Source organism: Sphingobium sp. FW306-1B-F04DB (genome assembly GCF_058781925.1).
In genome coordinates this window covers 1-23,397 of the sequence record NZ_JBYSXE010000062.1, presented here as the reverse complement: position 1 = coordinate 23,397, position 23,397 = coordinate 1, and the positions used below count along the sequence as shown (strand labels likewise).

Genomic DNA, 23,397 nt, shown 5'->3' with positions numbered 1-23,397 from the left:
CGCACCCACCCCCAACCCCTCCCTGGAAGGGAGGGGAGCAGCGAGCGCGCATCCCTAGCATTAACGCGACACTCCCACATCGCCGCTCGAGATCGCGGCGGTTTCGCGGTTGCCGTATTTTCCGAATTCCATCCGTGCGATCGAGCGGTTGTGGACCTCGTCGGGCCCGTCCGCCAGGCGCAGCGTACGGATGCCCGCATAGGATCTGGCGAGGCCGAAATCCTCGGAGACGCCCGCGCCGCCATGCGCCTGGATCGCGTCGTCGATCACGCGCAGCGCCATGCGCGGTGCCGCGACCTTGATCATCGCGATCTCGCCCTGCGCGGCCTTGTTGCCTGCCTTGTCCATCATGTCGGCGGCCTTGAGGCAGAGCAGGCGGTTCATCTCGATATCGATGCGCGCCTCGGCGATGCGCTGTTCCCAGACGCTGTGGTCGGCGATGCGCTTGCCGAAGGCGACACGAGATAGCAGGCGCTTCGCCATCTTCTCGAGCGCTTCCTCGGCGACGCCGATCGTGCGCATGCAGTGGTGAATGCGGCCCGGCCCGAGGCGGCCCTGCGCGATCTCGAAGCCGCGGCCTTCGCCGAGCAGCATGTTGTCGACGGGGACGCGGACGTCCTTGAGCTCGATCTCCATATGGCCGTGCGGCGCGTCGTCATAGCCGAAGACGGGCAGGTGGCGCAGGATGTTCACGCCCGGTGCGTCCAATGGCATCAGGATCATCGACTGCTGCTGGTGGCGCTTGGCCTCGAAATCGGTCTTCCCCATCACGATCGCGATCTTGCAGCGCGGATCGCCCGCGCCCGAGGACCACCATTTGCGGCCGTTGATGACATAGTGATCGCCGTCGCGCTCGATCCGCGTCTCGATGTTGGTCGCGTCGGACGAGGCGACCGCGGGCTCGGTCATCAGGAAGGCGGAGCGGATCTCGCCATTCATCAGCGGCTTGAGCCACTGTTCCTTCTGCTCGCGCGTGCCGTAGCGGTGGAACACCTCCATGTTGCCCGTGTCGGGCGCTGAGCAGTTGAACACCTCGGACGCCCAGCCGATGCGCCCCATTTCCTCGGCGCAGAGCGCATATTCGAGGTTGGTGAGCCCGGGGCCGTCGAACGCGAAGCTGTCGTCCACGGGCGCGTGGCCCGAGGAGGGGGGCATGAAGAGGTTCCAGATGCCGGCTTCCCTGGCCTTCTTCTTCTCGTCCTCGATGACCTGCAGAACCTTCCAGCGGTCGCCCTGCTTCTGCTGCTCGTGATAGTCATGGTCGCGCGGGCGGACGTTCTTCTCGATGAAGTCGCGCACGCGGTCGCGCCAATAGGTTTCGCGTTCGTTGAGGGTGAAATCCATGGCGCTCTCTCCGTCTATTGCGTTCGTGTCTGTCAGGCGAAATCGGATTTTGCCAGCCCGGCGGGTGGCGAAGCCTCGGCTTTTTCGGGCGCTTCGGCGAGCGCCGTCACCGCAAGTTGGGCAAGGCGTGCCTCATGCTCGGCGCGGCCGAAGGGGAATTTGGTATAGGCCCAGGCCGCGCACAGCCCGAGCACCACCGACATACCGGCATAGGCGAGCGCAAGCCGGTCGACGACCGCGCCATCGATCGCGCGGGGCTGCGCGTTCTCGGGGAAGCCGATCGCGCTCAGCATCACGCCCGACAAGAAGATGCCGATCCCCGTCACACATTTCTGCGTGAAGAAGAAACCCGCGAAGAACAGCCCCTCGGTGCGCTTGCCCGTCTCGAGTTCGGACGACTCGGTCACATCGGCCATCATCGAGGTGGTCAGGATCATCACCGATACCGCCGCCGCGGTCGACAGGCCGGCGAGCGTCAGGAAGGCGGGCATCAGCCAGGGCGAGCCGATGGCGGGAAACAGGTTGAACAGCCGCAGCCAATAGGGCAGCGTGCCGATGGTGATGCTGGCGATGGCGAGCGCCGCGGCGGCCCCCTTCTTGCCCAGTCGCCTCGAGATCGCTGCGACCGAAAAGAAGGCGAGCACCACGCCCGCGAACAGCGCCAGCGCATAGATGATGAAGGCGATCTGCGGGAATTCCCACACGAACAGCAGCAGATAGTTGCTGAGCGCGAAGGTGAGGCCCTGATTGGCAAAGGCGAAGACCGCTGCGCCCATCAGGATCAGGAAGGGCCGGTTCCTGAGCGTCGACAATATCGCGCGGAAGGTGGGGACGAGCGGCAGCCGTTCGGGGGCGACCGCGTGCCGTCGCGCATAGGCGCGGTGCGTGCCGATCGCCGAGACGAGGACGGCGATGACCATCATCATCGCGCCGACCGCGGCAAAGCGATGATAGCCATTGGGATTGAGCTGGCCTGTTGGATAGCCCGGCTCGGGAACGAGCAGCACCGCAAAGGCGAGAACGAGCATGATGAGCCCGCCCGCCCAGCCGAACAGGAAGCGGTAGCGCAGCACGACGGTGCGTTCGTGATAATCGCGCGTGATCTCGGGCGCGAGCGCGAGCGAGGGAACCTCGTAGCACGAGACCACCGCGCGCACGCAGATCGCGATGCCGACAAGATATGCGAACTGCATGCCGGGCGAGGTTTCGGGCGGGTTCCAGAGCAGCAGCCAGACCAGCCCGATCGGGATGGCCGAGAGGTAGAGCCAGGGATGGCGCCGCCCCCACCGTGTGTGCGTTTGATCCGAAAGATGGCCGACCACGGGATCGATGAAGGCGTCGACGAGCAGCGCGATCATGATCGCGAGGCCGACGCGGTCCGCGGGCAATCCCACGACCTGGTTGTAGAAGAGCAGCAGGAAGACCGAGAAGCCGTTGTCCTTGATCCCATAGGCGACCGCGCCGAAACCGTAGCTGAGCTTGGTGCCCATCGGCACGCGGCCGGAGACGGTCACGATGATTTCCCTTCCGGCACGGCATACCACCTTCCCGCTTCATGCCAGCGTAGGCTGGCATCTTTTGGACAGCTACGCGCCTTGTTTTGACGGAGATGCCAGCCCGCGCTGGCATGACGCAAGGGGATCCAGCCTGCGCGGGCGTGACGTGGGAGGGAGTGCGAAGCCTTGCTCACGCTTGCGGCCCCGCGATCATGTCGAACAAGCCGGGCGTCGCGGGATCCCAGCTGTGGCGCGGGCCGATCAGCATTCCGCCATCGACGAGCAGGTCGGTGCCCGTCACGAAAGCCGCGGCATCGGAAGCGAGATAGGCGACCGCCTCGGCGATGTCGCGGGAACTGCCAGAGCGCGCGACGGGCTGCGCATGCGCCGACATCTGCCCGATCATCGCGTCGGCTTTCGCCTTGTCCTCGCCCGAAAGCCCGAGCGCGCCCGTGAAGATGTTGGTCAGGATGAAGCCGGGGACGACCGCGTTGACGCGGATGCCGTATTGCGCGAGATCGGCGGCGGCGATTTTGGTCAGATGGAGCACGCCCGCCTTGGCGACCGAATAGGTCGTGGGCGCATAGCCCGAATTGAGCGCCGAGACCGAGCTGGTGTTGACGATCGCGCCGCCGCCGCGCGCTTTGAGATGCGGCGTGGCATGGCGGATGCCGAGCGCGACCGAACGCAGCAGCAGCGCCATCGTGTCGTCCCATTCCTCGGCGGTGATCTCGTCGATCTTTGCACGCGTGCCGCCGGCGCCCGCATTGTTGAAGACGATGTCGAGCCCGCCGGCCCGCTCGACCGCGAAATCCATCAGCCCCTTGATGTCGGCATCGGCGCGCACGTCGCAGCGGCGGAAGTGGATACGGCCTTCGGAAGCGGTCTCGATGGCATGGCCGGCATCGCTGTCGATGTCGCCCAGGATGACGGTCGCGCCCTCGGCGGCGAAGAGTTCGACGGTGGCGCGTCCGATCCCCGAAGCGCCCCCCGTGATCACCGCCGTCTTGCCCGCGAATCTCATCGCAACACCTCTCCATTTTTGCCGTCGAGCATATTCGAGCTTTCGGTATGGTCAATGACGGACGGTATTACGCTACGGCTTTCTGCGCCGGTGCCACTGTGCCCGCGGCGTTCCGAAGATGCACGCCGGCGCGCCAATAATGCCAGATTGCCCACGGCGTGACACTTGCCATTGTGAGCAGCGCGTAACGCAGCGACTCTGCGCCCAGCGCGGGACGGTAGAGATCGCTCAGCAACCCGATCAGCGTTGGCCCAAGGCCAAGCCCGATCAGGTTGATGACAAGCAATGTGATCGCGGCCCAGAGCGCGCGCAGCTTCAGCGGCGCCAGTCCCTGGATCAGCGCGAAGGTCGGTCCGAGATAGCTGTTCTGGAAGAGCAGCGCGATGCCGTAGCTGATCAGTGCCAGATTGACGTCGGGGACGATGTAGAGCGCGAGCGCGAACGGAAAGGCGATCGCCTTGAGGATCGCGACCAGCCAGCTCTGCGCGTGCAACCCGTAGCGCCTGGCGCAGCGGTCGGCGAGCTTGCCACCCACCACGCCCGAGATCGAGCCGACCACCGCGAGGATGGGTGCGAGGATCAGCGCGATCTGGGGGAGGGTGAGCCCGAAGCTGCGCTGATAATAGCTTGGCGCCCAAGCGGTCAGCGCATAGCCGATGAGCGAGGTCAGCGTCACCGCGATCACGAGGTGCCGCGCCGCCGCGTTGGCCCAGAGGCTTGCGAATCCTTGCGCCAGCGAGGGACGCGCCTCGTCGCTCAGCGGCTTCGTCTCGCTCAGCCCGCGGCGCGGCTCGACGACGAACAGCCGTACGAGCACCGCGAGCAGGATGCCGGGAATCCCCACCGCGATGATCGCGACACGCCAGCCATAGAGATGCGCGAGCCAGCCGCCGATCATCGTGCCGAAACCCGCACCCAGCACGACGCCCAGCGCATAGATTCCCATCGCGCCCGCGCGCTTTTCGGGGGGGTAGAGATCGGCGATGATCGCATGGCTGGGCGGGCTCGATCCCGCCTCGCCGATACCGACGCCGATCCGCGCGATAAGCAGCTGGATGAAATTCTGCGCCATCCCGCAAATCGCGGTCATCGCGCTCCAGATCGCGAGCGACCAGGCTATGATGTTGCGCCGGTTGCTGCGATCGGCGAGTCGCGCGACGGGAATACCGAGCCCGGCGTAGAAGATCGCGAAGGCGAGGCCCGAAAGCAGCCCCAATTGGGTGTCGTTGAGATTGAGATCGGCCTTGATCAGTTCGAGCAGGATCGCCAGAATCTGCCGGTCCATGTATGAAAAGAAATAGGTGGCGGTGAGCAGGAACAGCGTGAGTCCGCGGCGCCTGATCGCGCGTTCGTCCTCGACGCGCCGGGCCAGGCTGGCCGCGTCCGTCCTGCTCTCCATACGCACCTCTCGACTGTTACGATCGGGGGACCGGTTTTCCGGCTTGCGATCGAGGCTGGACTTTGTTGACGTTTTCGTCAAGCATACTGGAAATTCGAAAATGAGAATCGGGAGAGACTGATGTCCGATCTGGAAACGTTCCGCGCCGAAACGCGCGCCTGGCTCGAGGCGAACTGCCCGCCCGAAATGCGCCAGCCCGTCAAGGACGAGAGCGACGCCTGCTGGGGCGGCCGCAACCCGGTCTTCAAGAGCGAGGCGCAGAAGGTCTGGATGGACCGGATGGCCGAAAAGGGCTGGACCGTGCCCGACTGGCCCAAGCCCTATGGCGGTGCGGGGCTCAGTCCCGCCGAGTCCAAGATCCTGCGCGAGGAGATGGCCAAGCTCGGCTGCCGCAGCCCGCTTTCGTCCTTCGGCATCTGGATGCTTGGCCCGGCACTCCTCAAGTTCGGCACCGAGGAGCAGAAGGTCCATTATCTCAACCAGATCGCGCGCGGCGAGATTCGCTGGTGCCAGGGCTATTCGGAACCGGGCTCGGGCTCGGACCTCGTGTCGCTGCAGACCTTCGGTGAGGACAAGGGCGATCACTGGGTGGTCAACGGCCAGAAGATCTGGACCTCTTACGCAGACAAGGCCGACTGGATCTTCTGCCTCGTCCGCACCGACAAGAACGACAAGTACAAGGGCATCAGCTTTCTGCTGTTCGACATGGCGTCGGAAGGCGTGTCGACCAAGCCGATCAAGCTGATCTCGGGCAACTCGCCCTTCTGCGAGACCTTCTTCGACAATGTGAAGGTGCCCAAGGACCAGATCGTCGGCGAACTCAATCGCGGCTGGGACGTCGCGAAATACCTGCTCGGCCACGAGCGCGAGATGATCTCGGGTGCGGGCAATGCGCCGATGGGGTCGGTGGGTGCGATGCACAAGGAGCTGATGGCGGAGGATCCGTTTCTCCGCGCGGACATGGCGAAGCTCGACATCGACACGCTGGCGTTCCGCGCGATGGGCGAGAAGTTCATCGACGAGATGAAGGCGGGCAAGGGCCATCCCGCACAGCCCAACATGATGAAATATTTCGGCACCGAGTTGAACAAGCGCCGGCACGAGCTGGTGATGGCCGCGGGCGGATCGGACGCGCTCGAATGGGAAAGCGAAGCCTCCAAGGGCGGCGCGAAACCGCGCGCGTGGCTGCGCACCAAGGCCAATTCCATCGAGGGCGGGACGAGCGAGGTGATGCTCAACGTCGTCGCCAAGCGCATCCTGGACCTGCCGGGGGCGTAGCCACAGTCACGAAGCGTCGTGCCAGCGCAGGCTGGCATTCAGGCGATCCTGGGCCCCGCACCATCGGGCCCGGCCTTCGCCGGGGCGAAACGAATAACAGGAAGAGACAGGATGCCACTCTACCACACCGAAGATCAGGCGTTGCTCAAGGACACCGCCGTCCAGTTCATGAAGACCGAGGCGCCGACGACGCACTTCCGCAAGTTCCGCGACATGGACTGCAAGGACGGCTTCAGCCACGATCTGTGGAAGCAGTTCGCCGAACTCGGCTTCACCGGCATCCTCATTCCCGAGGACGATGGCGGGCTGGGGCTCGGTCATGTCGAGGCGGGGATCGTGCTCGAGGAGATCGGGCGCAACCTTACGCCGTCACCCTTCCTCACCACTTCGGTTGCCGGCGTGTCGGCGCTCAAGGCCGCGGATAAGGGCCTGCGCGATCGCTGGTTCCCCGGCATATTGTCGGGTGAAACCGTGCTTGGCCTCGCGATCGACGAGGGCGCCAAGCATCGCCCGCAGGCGATCGCAATGAAGGCGGAGCGCTCGGGCAACGGCTTCAAGCTCACGGGCAGGAAGCAGTTCGTCGTCCAGGGCGCATCGTCCGACATGCTGATCGTCGCGGCGCGCACCGGCGGCAGCGCGGGCGAGACGCAGGGGCTGACCCTCTTCGCGGTCGAGAAGGACGCGGCCAATCTTTCGATGGAGGCCGCGCGGCTGGTCGACAGCTCGATGGGCGCGCATGTCAGCTTCGACGGGGTCGAGGTCGATGGTGGCGCGGTGATCGGCGAAGTCGACAATGGCTGGGCTGTGCTGACGAAGCTGCTCGACGCGGGCCGGGCGGGCGCGGCAGCGGAGCAGGTCGGCGTCGGCGCGGGCGCGATGGACATGACCGTCGACTATCTCAAGCAGCGCAAGCAGTTCGGCCGACTGATCGGCGAGTTCCAGGCGCTCCAGCACCGCGCGGCGCATCTTTACTCGGAGATGGAGGTCGCGCGCGCCGCGGTCCTCAAGGCGCAGCAGATGCTCGACGAGGGCAGCGACAAGGCCGAGCTGATGGTCGCGGTCGCCAAGGCCAAGGCTGCGCAGGCAACGGGGCTTTCGGTCAAGGAAGGCGTCCAGATGCACGGCGGCATCGGCATGACCGACGAGTACGACATCGGCCTCTATATGAAGCGCGACCGCGCGCTCGCGGAGTTCTTCGGCGACGCGAATTTCCACGCGGATCGCGTGGCGCGGATGCACGGGTATTGAACTGAACCAAGCCCCTTCCCTTCAGGGGAGGGGTTGGAGTGGGGGAGTGACAAAGCTCACCGCCCCAAAAGCAGCCCAGCCGGCATCGAGCCGGCCGTGCTGCTTCACCCACCCCCTTCCCCTCCCTTGAAAGGGAGGGGTGGAGAAGACGATGCCGCTCGACACCGAAACCTTCGATGCCCTGATTGACACCGTTCGGCGCTTCGTCGCCGAGCGGCTTCGCCCCCGCGAGGCGGAGGTCGCCGAGAGCGACGAGATTCCCGAGGACATCGTTGCCGAAATGAAGGCGCTCGGCCTCTTCGGCATGTCGATCCCCGAGGAATATGGCGGGCTCGGCCTGTCGATGACCGAGGAGCTCAAGGTCGCTTTCGAGCTGGGGCGGACGAGCCCCGCGATGCGATCGACCTTCGGCACAAATGTCGGGATCGGCAGCCAGGGGCTGGTGATGGCGGGAACGCCCGCGCAAAAGGCCGAGTGGCTTCCCCGCATCGCATCGGGCGAGATCATCACGAGCTTCGCGCTCACCGAACCCGATGTCGGGTCGGACAGCGTCGCGGTGAAGACGCGCGCGGTGCGTGATGGCGATGTCTACAGGCTCAGCGGCACCAAGCGCTTCATCACCAATGCCGACAAGGCCTCGCTCTTCACGGTGATGGCGCGGACGGGCGGCGAAGGCGCGCACGGCGTGTCGGCCTTCCTCGTCCCCGCCGACCTGCCCGGGCTGCGCATCGGAATCCCTGAGAAGAAGATGGGGCAGCAGGGCGCGCATGTCTGCGACGTCCATTTCGATGATGTGCCCGTTCCCGCGGCCAATATGCTGGGTGCGGAGGGCGAGGGCTTCAAGGTCGCGATGCGCGTGCTTGATCGCGGGCGGCTGCACATTTCGGGCGTCTGCATCGGGGTCGCCGAGCGGCTGATCGCGGATAGCGTCGCCTATGCCGTCGAACGCAAGCAGTTCGGCAAGCCCATCGCCGAGCATCAGCTTATCCAGGCGATGATCGCCGACAGCAAGACCGAGCTGCTTGCGGCGAGGGCACTCGTGCTCGATGTCGCTGCGAGGAAGGACGCGGGCGAGAACGTCACGATGGAGGCCGCTGCGGCGAAATATTTCGCATCGGAGATGGTCGGCCGCGTTGCCGACCGCGCGGTCCAGATCTTTGGCGGCGCGGGCTATATCGCGGACTACGGGATCGAGCGCTTCTACCGCGATGTCCGCCTGTTCCGCATCTACGAAGGCACCAGCCAGATCCAGCAGATCGTGATCGCGCGCGAGACGATCAAAAGGGGCGGGTAGGCGCACCAGTAATCACGTCATGCCAGCGAAGCCTGGCATCTTGCGTGGCCACCAGAGATGCCAGCCTGCGCTGGCATGACGAAGGAAATGGAAACATGGATCTCAGCAAAATCTTTAGCCTCGAGGGCCGTGTCGCGCTCGTCACCGGCGGATCGCGCAATATCGGCAAGTGGATCGCCGAAGGTTTCATCGCGCAGGGCGCGAAGGTCTATATCTCGTCGCGCAAGCCCGAGGCGTGCTTCGAGGCCGCTGAGGAGCTCGGTCCCAACTGCATCGCGCTGCCGCAGGACGTCTCGACCGTCGCGGGGTGCAAGGCACTCGCCGAACAGTTCGCGGAAAAGGAGGGCAAGCTCGACATCCTCGTCAACAATGCGGGCGCAGCGTGGGGCGAACCCTTCGAGCAGTTCCCCGAAAAGGGCTGGGACAAGGTCATGGACCTCAACCTCAAATCGCCTTTCTTCCTGACGCAGGCGCTGCATGGCGCGCTCAAGGCGGCGGCAAGCGCCCAGCGTCCCGCCAAGGTGATCAACATCACCTCGATCGACGGGCAGCGGCTCAACCCGTGGGAAACCTACAGCTATCATGCGTCAAAGTCGGGGCTGATCTACCTCACCAAGCGGCTCGCCGCGCGGCTGGTTTCGGATCATATCAACGTCACCTCGATCGCGCCGGGGGCCTTCGCCTCCGAGATGAACAAGGCGGCGCGTGATCATGGCGATGCAGTGGCGAAGCGCATCCCCGCGGGCCGGATCGGCACCGAGGAGGATATGGCGGCTGCGGCGATCTACCTCGCCAGCCGCGCCGGCGACTATGTCATCGGCGAGACGCTGACCGTCGATGGCGGCATGGTCAACGCGCACCTCGGCGGCAGCATCGACGCATAAAGCGCGTCAGGCGCCACGCATCGCGTTGGTCAGCGTGCCCAGCGTATCGACCAGCGACAGGCCGAGCATCTGGAAGGCGATGATCGCCGCGAGCGAAATGAGCGCGGCGATCAGGCCATATTCGATGGCCGTCGCGCCGCTTGAGTCATTAATGAGTTGCACCGGCTCTGGTCTCCAAAACGGATCGAGTGGTGCGTAAGTTACAGATATTACGAATGATTTAAGCGTCGCTGGGTTCGCTCTCACGCACGATCAGGATGTTCATCCGCGCCGCCGCGATCGGCTTGCTGCGGTCATCCTGCCAGGCGATGGCCTCGACATTGGCGATGCGCGTGCCGACGCGGGTGACCTTGCCGATCGCGCGCGTCTCCTTGTCACGGCCGCCGCGCATATAGTCGACGGTGATGTTGACCGGCTTGAAGCGCGGCTTTTCGTCGTCAGGGAATTCGCCGTGCAGCGCCATGATCGCGGCCATTTCGAGCATGCCGCCGAGCGCGCCGCCATGGATGAAGCCGGGACGGCCGAGGACATCGTCCGAAAAGGGCATGGCGAGCACGGGCGCGCTGCCTTCGATGTCGACCACCGAAAGCCTCAGCGTCTGCGCATAGGGCGGGAGTGACTTCATGCGATCGACCTCACAGGAACATGTATGTGCCGGCGGCGTGCGCGATCGGGTGATCGGGATCGCCGTCATGCGCCTGGCCGCGGATAAAGGCGATATTGCGCGTGATGCGGTAGCATTCGCCGCGGCCGATCACGGTCTTGCCCGGGGTGGCGGGGCGAAGATAGTCGACGCGCAGGTCGAGCGTTGCCTGGGCGCGGAAGATTCCCGATCGCACCCAGATCGAGATGCTCGTTGCCATGTCCATCAGCGTGATGATCGGACCCGACGCCAGGATGCCCGTCTCGACATCGCCTGCCAGGCGATCGTCATAGGGCAGTGCGAGCTCGCACCAATCCGCCCCATGCGCGAGATAGCCGATGCCGAGCAGCCCGTTATGCCCCTGCCGGCTCATCACGCCGACGAAGCGGGCGGGGTCGAATTCGGTCGCGGGTGCGTTGTTCATTCGTTGCTGCCTGAAACTGGTTCGCCACGCGGCCGTAGCGCGCTGCGCCGGGGGCCGCAACGCAACATTACACGGATTTAATTTCCCACCACTTTCACGGGGCGTTAGCCCCTGACGCGTGCAACGAGGGACGGGGGCGGACATGGAGGATGGCAAGTTCGACATCGGGCGGGTGGCGGAACTCGAGACGCCGGTCGGGCTGTACGGCGCCGTGCATCAGGTCGAGGTCGCTGGCGACCTGATCTTCAACATCGTGATCGGGGTCGTCGTCTCGGAACCGCCGATGCCCGGCGGCTGAGCGCCGGCGGCCGATACCAGGCGTGCGCAACCGCATGCAAATTCTCGCCAGGCTGGCGGAGGAAAGGGTCGCCCTGACCGCTGCCCGCAGCCGCGCCGCGATGGTATGGCGAGATCATCCGGCGCGGGAAGCCTTGAGCCGCACGCTGGACGACTGCGCTGGCGGCAATGCCGATGTCGCAGCGGCCGCGATCGCCGTGCGGTTCGCCGCAGGCGATCCCGTCGGGAGTCTGATCGACGATCTCATGACCGCAAAGGCGGACGAGCCGTTCTTCGATCCGCCCTGTCCCACGATCGATGACGGGATCCACCGCGGGATCGTGGTTCTCGATCATCGCATTGCGACGGTCACGCTCGCGGTGGCGTCGGCGGATCGCATCGCGGCGCGCAAGGCGCTGGGGCGGGGGGCCGGATCGGTGGGGCTCGGCGGCGCGGTATCGGTGATCCGCTTTCACCGCGCCGGTGGCGCAAGGCTGCGCTTCTGGGAAGGCGACGGAGAGGCGTGTCGTCGCTCGGGCGCGACGCAAATCTGCCGCGACGCCGATGTGATGATCATCGACGGGCGCCGGCGGGGCTACGTCATCGAATCGTGCCTGTCGGACATCGTGATGCTGCGCGCGACGCTGAGGCCTGGGCAGGCACCGCTGCGCCGCGAATATGATGCGGCCGACGGCGCGCTGCTGGGCGTCGCATCCAACGACGAAGGCGCGTCGCGCAGCCAGATGCTCCTCACGCTGCTGCGTATGGCAGGGCGGCAGGACGCGGCCGCGTGCTTCCACGATGCGCTGGCCGGCGAACCGCATTTTCTGCGCTGGCATGCGATGCGCGAATATCTGGCGCTGGCGCCGGCGGCGGCCCTGCCGCTGCTCGAGCAGATGGCGAGGCACGACCCGCATGACGAGGTGCGCCGCGCGGCGTGCAAGACGCTGGCGACGGTCGCGGCGAGATCCCCGGTCAGGACGACGTCGCCGCGATGCCGCGCCTGATCGAGGTCGAGACCGACGAGGCGATCGGCCTGGAGGAACTGGCCGCGCGGCTCGACAGTGCCGATTTCGATCCGCGTGACGAGGAGAGCTTTGCCGCCGCCAGACTCTGGTTGCGCCAGCTCGCCAACAACCGCCATTTCCTGACCGACATCGCGATCGCCGAACTCAAGGCGCGCTGCCGCAACCAGATGGCGGGCAACCGCTATGGCGCGCAGGTGGTCATGCTCCACCGCGCCGCCGCGAAATACTTCATCCGCGCCAATTTCTGGCCCGCGATGGACGACAGCGTGATGCGCGCAAGCGGCACCGCGCCCTTCTTCTATGGTGTGCCGCACGATCACAATTTCTCGTTCCTGACCGTGGGCTATCTGGGCCCCGGATACTGGAGCGAATATTATGAATATGATCATGATGCCGTGACCGGCCTTGCCGGCGAACATGTCGATCTCCGCTTCGTCGAGCGCTCGCGGCTCGCGCCGGGCCGGACGATGCTCTATCGCGCGCATCGCGACGTCCACCTCCAATTGCCCGCGGATGCGATGTCGGTGTCGCTCAACATCGTCCAGGCGCTGCCCGAGCAGCTCTGGCTCGACCAGTATCGCTTCGACATCGGCAAGAGCGCGGTGGCGGGCATATTGAACAGCGCGCCCCTTGAGGCGCTGCTTGCGCTCGGCGTGCATTATGGTGGCGGCAACGCGATCGATGTCGCGACGCATTTTGCCGAGCACCACCCCAGCGACCGCGTCCGATGGAGCGCCTGGCGGGCGCTGGCGTCGGTGGAGACCGACGCTTCGGCGCGCGCGACCTGCTATGTGCGCGGGGTGGCGAGCGGCAATCGTTTCGTCAGCCACGCCTGCGCAGACGCGCTGCGCGACATCGATTGCGCCCGCGCACCCGACGACGATCGCGCGCTTTTGCATCCATAACGGAGTCACTTGGCCACGCTAGCCAGCGGCGTGTGCGATGAATGGCGTCCTACCGCCGGGGAGGCGCACAGATTTGTCGTCACTATGGTGAAGATTCTGGTTGCGGGCGCCGAGCAAGGCCCTGCTGCGCGGATCGGCCACGCCCTTGCCGTCGGCTCCGGCTTCACCGTCCGCTTTTCGCCGCATCCGCTGTGGCTGCGCGACGTCGTGCGTGATGCCTTCGATCTGGTCATTGGGTTCGACGATTCGGACTTTGTCGAAAGGCTCGATCAGCTCCGTGCGGTTGGCGCGCACCTTCCCGTGATCGTGCTGACAACCGCGGCCACCGCCGAGGCGCCCATCCGCGCGCTGCGCGCCGGGGCAGATGACGTGGTCGATCATCCCTGCCTTGCCGAAGAACTGGCGTTACGCGCGCAAAGGCTGGTGCGTCCGCGCGCGCCCTGTGCACATCGCACCGAAATCGGCGGGCTTGCGATCGACCGGCTCGAGCGTCGCGTCTGGCGCGACGGCCGCGAGATCGCGCTGCTGCAGCGCGAGTTCCAGCTCCTGCTCTGCCTCGCGCGCAATCCCGGCGCGATCTTCGACCGGCGCGCGCTGCTGGCGGCGGTGTGGCAGCTCGGCTTCGATCCCGGGACCAACGTGGTTGAGGTGCATATGTCGCGGCTGCGCGCGAAGATCGATCGCGGTTTCGATCGCGCGATGATCGAAACCGTCAAGGGCGCGGGCTATCGCTTCGCCGCGCCGATCGAAAATCGCGCCTGCCCGACCGAAAAATGCACCGGGGCTGGTGACAGCGCCGCGCGCGCATGTGTAGGATGACGTTTACGGAAAGGGCAGGCGCTTGCGATCCGCCCACCGTCGAGACGGAGAGCCTGCCTTGAGCCACCCCTTTCACCACGCCGCGAACACACCGAAAAAGCCCGCGGTCATCTTTGCGCCCACCGGCGAGACGCTCGACTATCGCACGCTTGATGCACGCTCGAACCAGGGCGCGCATCTGTTCCGCGCGGCGGGCATCGCGCGGGGGGACACGATCGCCTTCCTCTTCGACAACCATGTCCGTTTCTTCGAGCTTGCCTGGGCGGCGCAGCGCGCGGGGCTGTTCTTCGTGTGCATCCCGTCGCGGCTGACCGCGCCCGAGATCGACTATATCGTGCGCGACAGCGGCGCGCAGATGCTCGTCATCTCCGAGGGCATCGGCAGCGTGATGGATGCGCTGCCCGGCCTTTTCCCCGACCTTCCCGCGTTCGTGATCGGCGCGCCGCGCGCGGGCTATCGCGACTGGATCACCGAAGCCGCGGCGATGCCCCAAACGCCGATCGCGGACGAGAGCGCGGGAGTCGACATGCTCTATTCCTCGGGCACCACGGGGCGGCCCAAGGGCGTTCGTGTCGCGCTGCCCGAGGACCCGGCGATCGACGGACCCAGCGTCCTCGCGCAGCTTGCCCAGCTGCTCTACGGCTTCAGCAAGGACAGCATCTATCTCTGTCCTGCGCCGCTCTATCACGCGGCGCCGCTGCGCTGGAGCATGGTGATCCACCGGCTTGGCGGCACCGTGGTGATGATGGACCATTTCGATCCCGAGGAAGCGCTGAAGCTGATCGAGCGCTACCGGGTCGATGCCAGCCAGTGGGTGCCGACGCATTTCATCCGCATGCTCAAGCTGCCCGAAGAGGTGCGCAAGCGCTACGACGTATCCTCGCTCAAATCGGCGGTGCACGCGGCGGCGCCATGTCCGATCCCGATCAAAGAGGCGATGATCGACTGGTGGGGGCCGGTGATCGACGAATATTATGCCGGGTCGGAAGGGATCGGGCTGACCTCGATCCGCTCATCCGAATGGCTGACGCACAAGGGCTCGGTCGGCCGGGCGATGCACGGCATCGTCCATATCTGCGACGAGGAGGGCAACGAGCTGCCGCCGCGTACCGAGGGGCTGGTCTATTTCGAGGGCGGCGGCGAATTCCAGTATCACAATGATCCGCAGAAGACCGCGGAGGCGATGAACCGGCATGGCTGGCGCACGATCGGCGATATCGGCTGGCTCGACGAAGAGGGTTATCTCTACCTCACCGACCGCAAGAGCTTCATGATCATTTCGGGCGGCGTGAACATCTATCCGCAGGAGATCGAGAACCACCTTGTCACGCATCCCAAAGTCGCCGACGCCGCGGTGATCGGCGCGCCGTGCCCCGACATGGGCGAGCGCGTGGTGGCGGTGGTGCAGCCCGCTGATATGGCTGAGGCGGGCGAGGCGCTTGCCTCCGAACTGATCGCCTTTTGCCGCGAAAGCCTGTCGGGGGTAAAGACACCGCGCCAGATCGATTTCCTTGCCGAACTGCCGCGCCATCCGACCGGCAAGCTGTACAAGCGGCTGCTGCGCGATCGCTATTGGGGCAAGGGCGAGGGCCGGATTGTGTAACTTTCACACGTCATGCCAGCGAAGGCTGGCATCTCGCGTGGCCACCACAGATGCCAGCCTGCGCTGGCATGACGACAGATGAAATGGATTGAGAGATGAACGACCGCGTTTCGATTGCCTTCGACAATGGTGTCGCCGACGTCCGCCTGATCCGCGTCGACAAGATGAACGCGATTGACCAGGCGATGTTCGAGGGGATCGCCGCGGCGATCGACGAGCTTGGCGCGATGCCGGGGCTGCGTGCGGTGGTGCTCTCGGGCGAGGGGCGCGCATTTTGCGCGGGGCTCGACATGGCAAGCATGGCCGCGGGCGTGGCGGGCAAGGATCTCGACATCCATGCGCGGACGCACGGCAAGGCCAATCTCTTCCAATATGTTGCCTGGGGCTGGCGCGAGCTGGCGGTGCCAGTGATCGCCGCGGTGCACGGGGTTGCGTTCGGCGGCGGCTTCCAGATCATGTCGGGCGCCGACATCCGCATCGTCCATCCGGAGACACGGATGTCGATCATGGAGATGAAATGGGGCCTCGTCCCCGACATGGCGGGTATCGCGCTGTGGCGCACGCTGGTGCGCGACGACGTGCTGCGCGAACTGACCTACACCAACCGCGAATTCACCGGCGAGGAGGCGGCACGGCTCGGCTTCGCGACGCGCCTGTCTGACAATCCGCATGCCGAGGCGATGGCGCTGGCGCACGAGATCGCGAACCGCAACCCGCACGCGATCCGCGGTGCCAAGCGTCTTTATAACCTCGCCGCCGACGGCGATGCCGCGGCGGTGCTCGATCTGGAAAGCGTCGAGCAGGCGCTTGTTATCCGCACCCCCAACCAGATCGAGGCGGTGATGGCCAACATGCAGAAGCGCGCGCCGAAATTTGGGGATTAGATGCACAGAGCGTAGGCGGGATTACCGCTATTAGCGGGAACTTTCGTTCGCTGTGCGAACCAACGAGGCCGGCCACAACGCCGCGAGGATAATCGTCAGAATCACGACCTGAACGCCGGACATGGCGATAGATGGACCCAGCAAATCTGCGGACTCATTGAAAATTGTGTGTAGTGCCCAGCTTACGAGGAGCGCGGCCCAGAGCTTCCCGGCGAAGCGGAATGCATATATTGCCGCCGTGACCGCGTGCATAAGAACCGCAACACCCGCTGCCGCGAGAAGCCCGAGTATTTCCAACCTGTCCATGTAGCTAAACGCAGCTCCGTGCGTCAGTGCCCAAGTCGGCTTGGCAAGCATCAGTTCCCACGCTCCGAAGAGAACAACGAGCCAGAATCTGTTCAAGGGCTGCGCCTCCGTCGACGCGGCCGTGGCCTTCAAGACCTCTTCGACGAGTACCAGTACCCACATCGAAGCCGGAAACAGGAAGAATGAATCGGGAAGAGCCACGATTCCTGCTCCGGGAAGCACGAACAGAAAAAGTGACTTTGCCAACATTCGGTTCGAGCGCGGATTGGCGGTTGTCAGATATGTCCACCCAAGGAGCAACAATGCTCCAGCCGCACAAGCACTGATGGCAAAGAGATGATTGGGCCCCATTCGAGGTCGACCCTAAACGACAATCGACTGTCGACAAGTGCCCAATCGAGTCAGCTACTTATACATCCCCTCGCGCAGGTTGATGCCGTGTTCGATCCACGCCTTCAATGCACACAGCATCTGTGACCAGCCCATGCAGTTGTCATAGGAACCGAGCAGCCCGGCCTGCGTCTCGCGCCAGCCCTGCTCGCTGATCGAGACGAGCGTGCGACTGCCGTCGTCGACGGGCGAGAAGCTCATGGTGACGCGCGTCGAATAGCCGGGGACCGAGGGGAGTTCGCCGGTCGGCATGTCGATCGTGCCTTCATGCGCCTGCCATTCGAGAACGATGCGTTCGTCTGGGACGACCTCGATGACCTCGACGGGGAAGGCGCCGGGGAAGTCGTGGAAGTCCCATGTCACCGTTGCACCCGTCTCGAGCCGGCCCTTGGCGCCGCCCGTGGTGAAATAGTTCGACAGTTTGGCGGGATCGGCCACCGCCTCGAACACCTCGTGCACCGGGCGCGAGATATGCGCGGATACCTTGAATTTGAGGTCCATGGATTCTCTCCTTGAGTCGTTCCCTGATTATGTTATAAAAACATAACATGTCAATCAGTGATGCATATGACAAGGTTTTCAAGGCGCTGGCGGCACCCGTCCGGCGGCAGATCCTCGACGACCTGCGCGACCAGCCGCTCACCACGGGCACGTTGTGCGAGCATTTCGCGGAACTCGACCGCTGCACGGTGATGCAGCATCTGAAGGTGCTTGAAGCGGCCGACCTGATCATCGTCGAGCGCAGGGGGCGCGAGCGCTGGAACCACCTCAACCCGCTGCCAATCCATGCGATCCACGAACGCTGGATCGGCCCGCATGCTGCCGCGGCGGTGGGGCTGCTCGGGAGGTTGAAGGCGGATCTGGAGCGTTAATGCGGGGATTAAATCCTCCCCAAGCTTGGTTGGGGAGGATCATGGCGCCACCTAACCCGGCTTGCGCACGCTTTGCGCTTCCAGCCGCGCCCGCAGGTCGTCGGGCAACGCGATGGCGCCCGTGGCGTCGGTCATGACGATGACGGTGTCGCAGGTCGCGACGCACTCGCCGTTCTGAAAGGCCGCGGAGAGTACCGACCATGAGCGGCTGTTGATTGCTCCTGTGCCGCTCACCACCTCGATCGGATCGGGAAAATGCCCTTCGGCGACATAGTTGATCTCGACCTTGGCGATCAGCCAGCGGATGCCGCCCGCGGGCCGGTCGAATCCGAGCGCGCGGTTGAAGCGCACCCGGCCATTCTCGAACAGCGCCGCCATCGCGACATTGTTGATGTGGCCAAGCGGGTCGAGATCCTGAAAGCGCGTTTCGGTGATGTGGGCAAAGGGGTAGGCGGCCCTTTCGAGCCGCCAGTCCTCAGGTTTTCTGCTCACCGCGGCGCCATGCGGATGCCGCCGTCGAGGCGGACGTCCTCGCCGTTGAAATAGCCCGTCTCGATCATGGTGAGCGCGAGATTGGCGTATTCGGCGGGCTTGCCGAGGCGCTTGGGGAAGGGGACCGACGCCGAGAGCGCGTCCTTCACATTCTGCGGCGCGGCGGCGAGCAGCGGCGTGTCGAAGATGCCCGGCAGGATCGTGTTGACGCGGATGCCTTCGCCCATCAGGTCGCGCGCGATGGGGAGGGTCATGCCGACGACGCCGCCCTTGGACGCCGAATAGGCGGCCTGGCCGACCTGGCCGTCCTCGGCCGCGACGCTCGCGGTGTTGACGATCGCGCCGCGCTCGCCATCCTCTTGCGGCTCAAGCGTCAGCATCCCCGCCGCCGACTTGGCGATGCAGCGGAAGGTGCCGACGAGGTTGATCTGGATGATCCAGTTGAAGGCATCGAGGGGGAAATGCTTGATGCTGCCATCCTCCTTGGAACGGCTCGCGGTCTTGATCGCGTTGCCCGTGCCCGCGCAGTTGACGAGGATGCGTTCCTGCCCGTGCGCGGCACGCGCCTTTTCAAAGCCGGCATCGACGCTCTCGTCCGAGGTCACGTTCACCTCGCAGAAGATGCCGCCGATATCGGCTGCGACCTTCTCGCCTTTTTCGGCCTGCAGGTCGAAGATCGCGACCTTGACGCCCTTGGCCGCGAGCGCGCGCGCGGTGGCCTCGCCAAGCCCCGATGCGCCGCCGGTGACGACCGCGGCTACCGATGAATCGAGTTTCATGTGTTTCTCCCGAATGGGTTCGTCATGCCAGCGAAGGCTGGCATCTCTGGGGACCACGCCAGATGCCAGCCTGCGCTGGCATGACGTGAAAGAGGATCAGAGCCGTTCGACGATCGTGACGTTGGCGATCCCGCCGCCTTCGCACATCGTCTGCAGGCCGTATTTGCCGCCATGGCGCTTGAGCGCGTTGACCAGCGTGGCCATCAGCTTGGTGCCCGAGGCGCCGAGCGGGTGGCCGAGCGCGATCGCGCCGCCATGGACGTTGAGCTTGGCCGGATCGGCGCCGGTATGCCGCAGCCAGGCGAGCGGCACGGGCGCGAAGGCCTCGTTGACCTCGTACAGGTCGATGTCGTCGATGTTGAGGCCCGCGCGCTTCAATGCCTTGTCGGTCGCGAACAGCGGCTCCTCGAGCATGACGACGGGATCGCCGCCGGTCACCGTCACATTATGGATGCGCGCGATCGGGGTCAGGCCGTGGTCCTTCAATGCCTGTTCGGAGACGATCATCACCGCGCTCGAACCGTCGCAGATCTGGCTGGCATTGGCCGCGGTGATCACGCCGCCCTCGGCAAGCAGCTTGACCGAGGCGATGCCCTCGAGCGTCGCGTCGAAACGGATGCCCTCGTCGGTGCGGTGGCTTTCCTCACCCTCGGGGGTTTCGATCGTCAGCGCGACGATCTCGTTCTCGAAAGCGCCCGCCTGCGACGCGGCGGCGGCGCGCTGGTGGCTCGCCAGCGAATAGCGGTCGAGATCGTCCTTGGTGAAACCGTATTTCTTCGCGATCATCTCGGCGCCCATGAACTGGCTGAACTGGATGCCGGGATAGCGCTCTTCCTGCCGCGGGCTCTTGGCCTTGCCGAGTCCGGCCTGCGCGAAGAGCATCCCCGTCGATCCCATCGGCACGCGCGTCATGCTCTCGACGCCCGCCGCGATCACGACATCCTGCGTGCCCGACATCACCGCCTGCGCCGCGAACTGCATCGCCTGTTGCGACGAGCCGCACTGGCGATCGATCGTCACTGCGGGGACGCTTTCGGGCAGCCGCGAGGCGAGGACGGCGCCGCGCCCGACCTGGAAGCTCTGCTCGCCACCCTGGCTGACGCAGCCCATGATGACATCGTCGATCGCGCGCGGGTCAATGCCGGTGCGGTCCGCGACGGCGTTGAGCACCTCACCCGCCATGTCGGCGGGGTGCCAGCCGGCAAGGCGGCCGCCGCGCTTGCCGCCCGCGGTCCGGACGGCTTCGACGATATAGGCTGTGGGCATCGCTATCTCCTGTACGTGGATTCGTGTTGTTCGAATTCGATCTTGCCGTTTACGTTAACGTAGGCAAGAGCGAAGATGCAACTGCAGGGAGTGACAGGATGAATGTGAGCGAGGCAATCGAAGCAAGGCGCTCGGTTCGCGGCTTTCTCGACACGCCCGTCGATCCCGTGCTGATCCGCACGATCCTCGAAAAGGCCGCGCGCGCGCCCAGCGGGGGCAACCTCCAGCCCTGGCACATCGATGTGGTGACGGGCGAGGCGATGGTGCTGCTGAAGGCCTTGATGATGCAGAAGCTGCTCGATGGTGCTGCCGAGCCGCACGCCTACGCCATTTACCCGCCCGAACTCACCGAGCCCTATCGCACCCGCCGTTTCCAGGTCGGCGAGGCGATGTACGGCCATATCGGCATCCCGCGCGAGGACAGGGCCGCGCGGCGCATGTGGTTCGCGCGCAATTTCCAGTTCTTCGGCGCGCCCGCCGCGCTCTTCTGCACCGTCGACCGGCAAATGGGCCCGCCGCAATGGTCCGACCTCGGAATGTTCCTGCAGAGCTTCATGCTGCTGGCGATGGAGGCAGGGCTCGCGACCTGCCCGCAGGAATGCTGGGCGGTCTATCCCGAAACGATCACGGGGTTTCTCGGTACACCGGCCGAGCGGATGCTTTTCTGCGGCATGGCGATCGGCCATGAGGACATGTCAGAGCCCGCCAACCGCCTCCGCGCCGACCGCGCGCCGATCGAGGAATGGGCGCTCTTCCACGGCTGAGCCCTATTGCGGCGGCTGGCCCGGCACGGTGGCGTTGGTCGTCGTGACGGCCACGGGGGGTGTCAGGTTGGCGACGGGTTCGGGGGCGATCGGTTCGTCACTGTCGGCGGTAGATTCGCGCGCAGGCCTGGGCCGCGCATCCTGCGGGCGGGGCAGCGCGGATTCGGGCGTTTCTGCAGGCATGCCGCCCGCAAATCCCGTTGCGGCGTCGATCGAAGTGATGTTGGACGGGCCCGCGCCCGCGATCTCCGCATCGTCCTGCGCCGTAACCGACGCTTCGGCATTGGTTTCGGACGTTTCCTTCGAACTGCCGCAGGCGGCAAGCCCCGCGACCAGCATCAACACCGCAATACGCTTCATCCTGCGACCTCCGGCAGCGGGTGTAGGACCAGAGCCGCGCGCTGTGAAGATGCGAAAGAGGTGGTCTGCCGCAGTTCTGTCTGGAGCGGGCTCAGGCGCCGCCCGCGTCCCGGCGGAAGCAGTCGGAGGCGTGATCGTTGACCAGCCCCACCGCCTGCATCCACGCATAGACGATCACGGGCCCGACGAACTTGTAGCCGCGCTTCTTGAGCGCCTTCGAGATTTCAGTCGAAAGCGGGGTGCTCGCGGGCACGGTGATGCCGTCGTTGCGAAGGGGCGCGCCGTTGACGAAATTCCATGCGAAATCGGCGAAGTCCTCGCCCGCGTCGCGCATCGCGAGCCAGGCCCTGGCATTGCCGATCGTCGCCTCGATCTTGGCGCGCGCGCGGATGATGCCGGGATCGCCCATCAGCCGTTCGACATCCTTGTCAGTGAAGCGCGCAACCTTTTCGGGATCGAAGCCGGCAAAGGCCGCGCGGAAGCCCTCGCGGCGATAGAGGATCGTCCGCCACGAAAGCCCTGCCTGAAAGCCCTCGAGCTGGAGCATTTCCCACAGCATGCGCGGGTCGTGCACGGGCACCCCCCATTCGGCGTCGTGATAGGCGCTCATCAGCGCATCGCCCTCGGCCCATTTGCAGCGCATCGTCATGGATTCGGCCCCTGAATTTCGTCGCATGTGTGCCAGAGGGTTGCGCTGTTTTCCACCCGGTGATACGTACCGGTCCGTTCCACCCAAGCCGAAGGAGGGCATCGATGGTTTCAACAATTGCATCACGCGCCCTCGGCAGGTTCGCGGGCAATAGCGAGCGTCACCGCTAACGCCTGAAGCCACTCCGGTGCGGCGTTTCTGCCCGCACCACACAAACTGACATCGATATCGAAGCCGCGCATCGCGCCGGTTGACGACATGACCAATGCCACGGCCCGAGGCCGCGCGGATGCCGTCCGTGCCGAGCTCGCCTTCATCGTCTGCCACCCGACGCCAGACGATGCGCGCCGCGTTTCGCGCCCCGCCCGGCAGGGCGGAGCGTGCACATTGTGATTAGGGAAGGAGGGACTGCCGATGCCCGGCACGTTGCTGATCCGCGATTATGTGTCCGCCGATTGGGAGGCGGTTGCGCACATTCATGACCATGCCCGGCTCGACGAGCTGTGGCTGACCGTTGGCGTGCATGCGTTTCGCACGCTCGCCGAGACCGCCCAGGACGAAGGGCTGTTCGACGGGAGCCTGCGTGTGGCCGAGCAGAACGGCGTGGTCTCCGGCTTCATTGCCGTTGCCGGCAACGAGATCGGGTGGCTCTACACCGATCCGGATCGGTATCGGCAGGGCATCGCGAGGAGCCTGTTGCGGCATGCCTTGACGCGCATCGAGGGTGGCGCGGTCACCGTGTCGGTGCTGGTGGGCAATGATCCGGCGCTGTCGCTCTACCGCTCCGAAGGTTTCGACATCGTCGAAACCTGGGAGGGCAGGTTACCGGACTCCAGCGACATGCCCGCGCGCGGGCACGTGCTGCGGCTTGTGCCCTCACCCGATCCGTCATGCTAGTCATCTGAATCTGAAGTTCGGCTCATTGTTTTTTGGCAGAAGCGTTTGACGGAGGCGAGGATTTCGTCTGCGG

The 23,397-nt window shown here is 65.2% G+C and carries 28 protein-coding genes; 13 read left to right on the top strand and 15 right to left on the bottom strand.

Going from position 1 to position 23,397, the window contains the following annotated elements:
• Positions 1-60: 60 nt before the first annotated feature.
• The 4 genes from AC3WJD_RS19610 to AC3WJD_RS19595 all read right to left on the bottom strand — a co-directional run bounded on the left by AC3WJD_RS19610 (position 61) and on the right by AC3WJD_RS19595 (position 5,263).
• Positions 61-1,344 (bottom strand): acyl-CoA dehydrogenase family protein, encoded by a 1,284-nt coding sequence (locus AC3WJD_RS19610; protein ID WP_492748439.1) that lies wholly within the window; start codon positions 1,342-1,344, stop codon positions 61-63.
• 32 nt (positions 1,345-1,376) lie between these two features.
• Positions 1,377-2,858 (bottom strand): MFS transporter, encoded by a 1,482-nt coding sequence (locus tag AC3WJD_RS19605; protein ID WP_492748438.1) that lies wholly within the window; start codon positions 2,856-2,858, stop codon positions 1,377-1,379.
• Between the two features lie 172 nt (positions 2,859-3,030).
• Entirely contained in the window at positions 3,031-3,864 is an 834-nt protein-coding gene (locus tag AC3WJD_RS19600; RefSeq protein ID WP_492748437.1) for an SDR family NAD(P)-dependent oxidoreductase, read from the bottom strand.
• 67 nt (positions 3,865-3,931) lie between these two features.
• A complete protein-coding gene (locus AC3WJD_RS19595) occupies positions 3,932-5,263 on the bottom strand; it encodes a spinster family MFS transporter (RefSeq protein ID WP_492748436.1) in 1,332 nt (443 codons plus the stop codon).
• Between the two features lie 120 nt (positions 5,264-5,383).
• Here AC3WJD_RS19595 and AC3WJD_RS19590 point away from each other — a divergent pair, with 120 nt between their 5' ends.
• The 4 genes from AC3WJD_RS19590 (at position 5,384) to AC3WJD_RS19575 (ending at position 9,967) form a co-directional block, all read left to right on the top strand.
• Complete coding sequence (locus AC3WJD_RS19590; protein ID WP_492748435.1) at positions 5,384-6,541, top strand: acyl-CoA dehydrogenase family protein; 1,158 nt, start codon at positions 5,384-5,386, stop codon at positions 6,539-6,541.
• Positions 6,542-6,652: 111 nt separating this feature from the next.
• Complete coding sequence (locus AC3WJD_RS19585; protein ID WP_492748434.1) at positions 6,653-7,789, top strand: acyl-CoA dehydrogenase family protein; 1,137 nt, start codon at positions 6,653-6,655, stop codon at positions 7,787-7,789.
• A 151-nt stretch (positions 7,790-7,940) separates the two neighbouring features.
• Complete coding sequence (locus AC3WJD_RS19580) at positions 7,941-9,083, top strand: acyl-CoA dehydrogenase family protein (RefSeq protein WP_492748433.1); 1,143 nt, start codon at positions 7,941-7,943, stop codon at positions 9,081-9,083.
• A 95-nt stretch (positions 9,084-9,178) separates the two neighbouring features.
• Positions 9,179-9,967: an SDR family oxidoreductase gene (locus AC3WJD_RS19575; RefSeq protein WP_492748432.1), complete on the top strand. Its 789-nt coding sequence runs from the start codon at positions 9,179-9,181 to the stop codon at positions 9,965-9,967.
• Between the two features lie 6 nt (positions 9,968-9,973).
• Here AC3WJD_RS19575 and AC3WJD_RS19570 read toward each other — a convergent pair whose 3' ends face one another.
• From AC3WJD_RS19570 to AC3WJD_RS19560, 3 genes are read right to left on the bottom strand one after another with little or no spacing between them, the layout of a single operon-like run.
• Positions 9,974-10,129, bottom strand: a complete 156-nt coding sequence (locus tag AC3WJD_RS19570) for a Flp family type IVb pilin (protein ID WP_492748431.1) — start codon at positions 10,127-10,129, stop codon at positions 9,974-9,976.
• Positions 10,130-10,187: 58 nt separating this feature from the next.
• Positions 10,188-10,592 (bottom strand): PaaI family thioesterase, encoded by a 405-nt coding sequence (locus AC3WJD_RS19565; RefSeq protein WP_492748430.1) that lies wholly within the window; start codon positions 10,590-10,592, stop codon positions 10,188-10,190.
• A gap of 10 nt (positions 10,593-10,602) precedes the next feature.
• Complete coding sequence (locus tag AC3WJD_RS19560; RefSeq protein ID WP_492748428.1) at positions 10,603-11,034, bottom strand: PaaI family thioesterase; 432 nt, start codon at positions 11,032-11,034, stop codon at positions 10,603-10,605.
• 142 nt (positions 11,035-11,176) lie between these two features.
• On the opposite strand from AC3WJD_RS19560, the gene AC3WJD_RS19555 reads away from it, so the two are divergent.
• From AC3WJD_RS19555 to AC3WJD_RS19530, 6 genes are all read left to right on the top strand, one after another.
• On the top strand, positions 11,177-11,332 hold the full coding sequence (locus tag AC3WJD_RS19555; protein ID WP_492748427.1) for a hypothetical protein: 156 nt from the start codon (positions 11,177-11,179) through the stop codon (positions 11,330-11,332).
• Between the two features lie 133 nt (positions 11,333-11,465).
• Positions 11,466-12,317 (top strand): hypothetical protein, encoded by an 852-nt coding sequence (locus AC3WJD_RS19550; protein ID WP_492748426.1) that lies wholly within the window; start codon positions 11,466-11,468, stop codon positions 12,315-12,317.
• Positions 12,248-13,243 carry a transposase gene (locus AC3WJD_RS19545; RefSeq protein WP_492748425.1) on the top strand — a complete coding sequence of 332 codons (996 nt, stop codon included), beginning with the start codon at positions 12,248-12,250 and terminating at the stop codon, positions 13,241-13,243. Before AC3WJD_RS19550 ends, AC3WJD_RS19545 begins: the two co-directional genes overlap by 70 nt.
• 9 nt (positions 13,244-13,252) lie before the next feature.
• Positions 13,253-14,062 (top strand): response regulator transcription factor, encoded by an 810-nt coding sequence (locus AC3WJD_RS19540; RefSeq protein WP_492748423.1) that lies wholly within the window; start codon positions 13,253-13,255, stop codon positions 14,060-14,062.
• A 58-nt stretch (positions 14,063-14,120) separates the two neighbouring features.
• Positions 14,121-15,665 carry an acyl-CoA synthetase gene (locus tag AC3WJD_RS19535; RefSeq protein ID WP_492748422.1) on the top strand — a complete coding sequence of 515 codons (1,545 nt, stop codon included), beginning with the start codon at positions 14,121-14,123 and terminating at the stop codon, positions 15,663-15,665.
• Positions 15,666-15,760: 95 nt separating this feature from the next.
• Positions 15,761-16,549: a crotonase/enoyl-CoA hydratase family protein gene (locus AC3WJD_RS19530; protein ID WP_492748421.1), complete on the top strand. Its 789-nt coding sequence runs from the start codon at positions 15,761-15,763 to the stop codon at positions 16,547-16,549.
• Positions 16,550-16,579: 30 nt separating this feature from the next.
• On the opposite strand, the gene AC3WJD_RS19525 is transcribed toward AC3WJD_RS19530, so the two are convergent.
• Both AC3WJD_RS19525 and AC3WJD_RS19520 read right to left on the bottom strand, forming a co-directional pair.
• Positions 16,580-17,056 (bottom strand): hypothetical protein, encoded by a 477-nt coding sequence (locus tag AC3WJD_RS19525; protein WP_492748420.1) that lies wholly within the window; start codon positions 17,054-17,056, stop codon positions 16,580-16,582.
• 204 nt (positions 17,057-17,260) lie between these two features.
• Entirely contained in the window at positions 17,261-17,746 is a 486-nt protein-coding gene (locus AC3WJD_RS19520) for an SRPBCC family protein (protein WP_492748419.1), read from the bottom strand.
• Between the two features lie 47 nt (positions 17,747-17,793).
• On the opposite strand from AC3WJD_RS19520, the gene AC3WJD_RS19515 reads away from it, so the two are divergent.
• Positions 17,794-18,117 carry an ArsR/SmtB family transcription factor gene (locus tag AC3WJD_RS19515; protein WP_492748418.1) on the top strand — a complete coding sequence of 108 codons (324 nt, stop codon included), beginning with the start codon at positions 17,794-17,796 and terminating at the stop codon, positions 18,115-18,117.
• A gap of 51 nt (positions 18,118-18,168) precedes the next feature.
• On the opposite strand, the gene AC3WJD_RS19510 is transcribed toward AC3WJD_RS19515, so the two are convergent.
• The 3 genes from AC3WJD_RS19510 to AC3WJD_RS19500 form a co-directional block, all read right to left on the bottom strand.
• Entirely contained in the window at positions 18,169-18,609 is a 441-nt protein-coding gene (locus AC3WJD_RS19510; protein ID WP_492748417.1) for an acyl-CoA thioesterase, read from the bottom strand.
• Positions 18,606-19,388, bottom strand: a complete 783-nt coding sequence (locus AC3WJD_RS19505) for an SDR family NAD(P)-dependent oxidoreductase (protein WP_492748416.1) — start codon at positions 19,386-19,388, stop codon at positions 18,606-18,608. Before AC3WJD_RS19505 ends, AC3WJD_RS19510 begins: the two co-directional genes overlap by 4 nt.
• Positions 19,389-19,484: 96 nt before the next feature.
• Positions 19,485-20,654 (bottom strand): acetyl-CoA C-acetyltransferase, encoded by a 1,170-nt coding sequence (locus AC3WJD_RS19500; protein ID WP_492748415.1) that lies wholly within the window; start codon positions 20,652-20,654, stop codon positions 19,485-19,487.
• Between the two features lie 98 nt (positions 20,655-20,752).
• Between AC3WJD_RS19500 and AC3WJD_RS19495 the strand changes: the two genes are divergently transcribed.
• Entirely contained in the window at positions 20,753-21,418 is a 666-nt protein-coding gene (locus tag AC3WJD_RS19495; protein ID WP_492748414.1) for a nitroreductase, read from the top strand.
• A gap of 3 nt (positions 21,419-21,421) precedes the next feature.
• On the opposite strand, the gene AC3WJD_RS19490 is transcribed toward AC3WJD_RS19495, so the two are convergent.
• The 3 genes from AC3WJD_RS19490 to AC3WJD_RS19480 all read right to left on the bottom strand — a co-directional run bounded on the left by AC3WJD_RS19490 (position 21,422) and on the right by AC3WJD_RS19480 (position 22,687).
• Positions 21,422-21,778, bottom strand: coding sequence for a hypothetical protein (locus AC3WJD_RS19490; RefSeq protein WP_492748413.1), 357 nt, complete (start codon positions 21,776-21,778; stop codon positions 21,422-21,424).
• Between the two features lie 91 nt (positions 21,779-21,869).
• A complete protein-coding gene (locus AC3WJD_RS19485) occupies positions 21,870-22,427 on the bottom strand; it encodes a DNA-3-methyladenine glycosylase I (RefSeq protein WP_492748412.1) in 558 nt (185 codons plus the stop codon).
• 122 nt (positions 22,428-22,549) lie between these two features.
• Positions 22,550-22,687, bottom strand: coding sequence for a hypothetical protein (locus AC3WJD_RS19480; RefSeq protein WP_492748411.1), 138 nt, complete (start codon positions 22,685-22,687; stop codon positions 22,550-22,552).
• A gap of 154 nt (positions 22,688-22,841) precedes the next feature.
• Here AC3WJD_RS19480 and AC3WJD_RS19475 point away from each other — a divergent pair, with 154 nt between their 5' ends.
• Entirely contained in the window at positions 22,842-23,324 is a 483-nt protein-coding gene (locus AC3WJD_RS19475) for a GNAT family N-acetyltransferase (RefSeq protein WP_492748410.1), read from the top strand.
• Positions 23,325-23,397: the final 73 nt, after the last annotated feature.

Bases quoted from the DNA above. Each gene is read 5' to 3' on its own strand.
- AC3WJD_RS19610 (WP_492748439.1), bottom strand. From the start codon at position 1,344: ATGGATTTCACCCTCAACGAACGCGAAACCTATTGGCGCGACCGCGTG.
- AC3WJD_RS19600 (WP_492748437.1), bottom strand. From the start codon at position 3,864: ATGAGATTCGCGGGCAAGACGGCGGTGATCACGGGGGGCGCTTCGGGG.
- AC3WJD_RS19595 (WP_492748436.1), bottom strand. From the start codon at position 5,263: ATGGAGAGCAGGACGGACGCGGCCAGCCTGGCCCGGCGCGTCGAGGAC.
- AC3WJD_RS19590 (WP_492748435.1), top strand. From the start codon at position 5,384: ATGTCCGATCTGGAAACGTTCCGCGCCGAAACGCGCGCCTGGCTCGAG.
- AC3WJD_RS19585 (WP_492748434.1), top strand. From the start codon at position 6,653: ATGCCACTCTACCACACCGAAGATCAGGCGTTGCTCAAGGACACCGCC.
- AC3WJD_RS19580 (WP_492748433.1), top strand. From the start codon at position 7,941: ATGCCGCTCGACACCGAAACCTTCGATGCCCTGATTGACACCGTTCGG.
- AC3WJD_RS19575 (WP_492748432.1), top strand. From the start codon at position 9,179: ATGGATCTCAGCAAAATCTTTAGCCTCGAGGGCCGTGTCGCGCTCGTC.
- AC3WJD_RS19565 (WP_492748430.1), bottom strand. From the start codon at position 10,592: ATGAAGTCACTCCCGCCCTATGCGCAGACGCTGAGGCTTTCGGTGGTC.
- AC3WJD_RS19560 (WP_492748428.1), bottom strand. From the start codon at position 11,034: ATGAACAACGCACCCGCGACCGAATTCGACCCCGCCCGCTTCGTCGGC.
- AC3WJD_RS19555 (WP_492748427.1), top strand. From the start codon at position 11,177: ATGGAGGATGGCAAGTTCGACATCGGGCGGGTGGCGGAACTCGAGACG.
- AC3WJD_RS19530 (WP_492748421.1), top strand. From the start codon at position 15,761: ATGAACGACCGCGTTTCGATTGCCTTCGACAATGGTGTCGCCGACGTC.
- AC3WJD_RS19520 (WP_492748419.1), bottom strand. From the start codon at position 17,746: ATGGACCTCAAATTCAAGGTATCCGCGCATATCTCGCGCCCGGTGCAC.
- AC3WJD_RS19515 (WP_492748418.1), top strand. From the start codon at position 17,794: ATGTCAATCAGTGATGCATATGACAAGGTTTTCAAGGCGCTGGCGGCA.
- AC3WJD_RS19505 (WP_492748416.1), bottom strand. From the start codon at position 19,388: ATGAAACTCGATTCATCGGTAGCCGCGGTCGTCACCGGCGGCGCATCG.
- AC3WJD_RS19500 (WP_492748415.1), bottom strand. From the start codon at position 20,654: ATGCCCACAGCCTATATCGTCGAAGCCGTCCGGACCGCGGGCGGCAAG.
- AC3WJD_RS19495 (WP_492748414.1), top strand. From the start codon at position 20,753: ATGAATGTGAGCGAGGCAATCGAAGCAAGGCGCTCGGTTCGCGGCTTT.
- AC3WJD_RS19490 (WP_492748413.1), bottom strand. From the start codon at position 21,778: ATGAAGCGTATTGCGGTGTTGATGCTGGTCGCGGGGCTTGCCGCCTGC.
- AC3WJD_RS19485 (WP_492748412.1), bottom strand. From the start codon at position 22,427: ATGACGATGCGCTGCAAATGGGCCGAGGGCGATGCGCTGATGAGCGCC.
- AC3WJD_RS19480 (WP_492748411.1), bottom strand. From the start codon at position 22,687: ATGTCGTCAACCGGCGCGATGCGCGGCTTCGATATCGATGTCAGTTTG.
- AC3WJD_RS19475 (WP_492748410.1), top strand. From the start codon at position 22,842: ATGCCCGGCACGTTGCTGATCCGCGATTATGTGTCCGCCGATTGGGAG.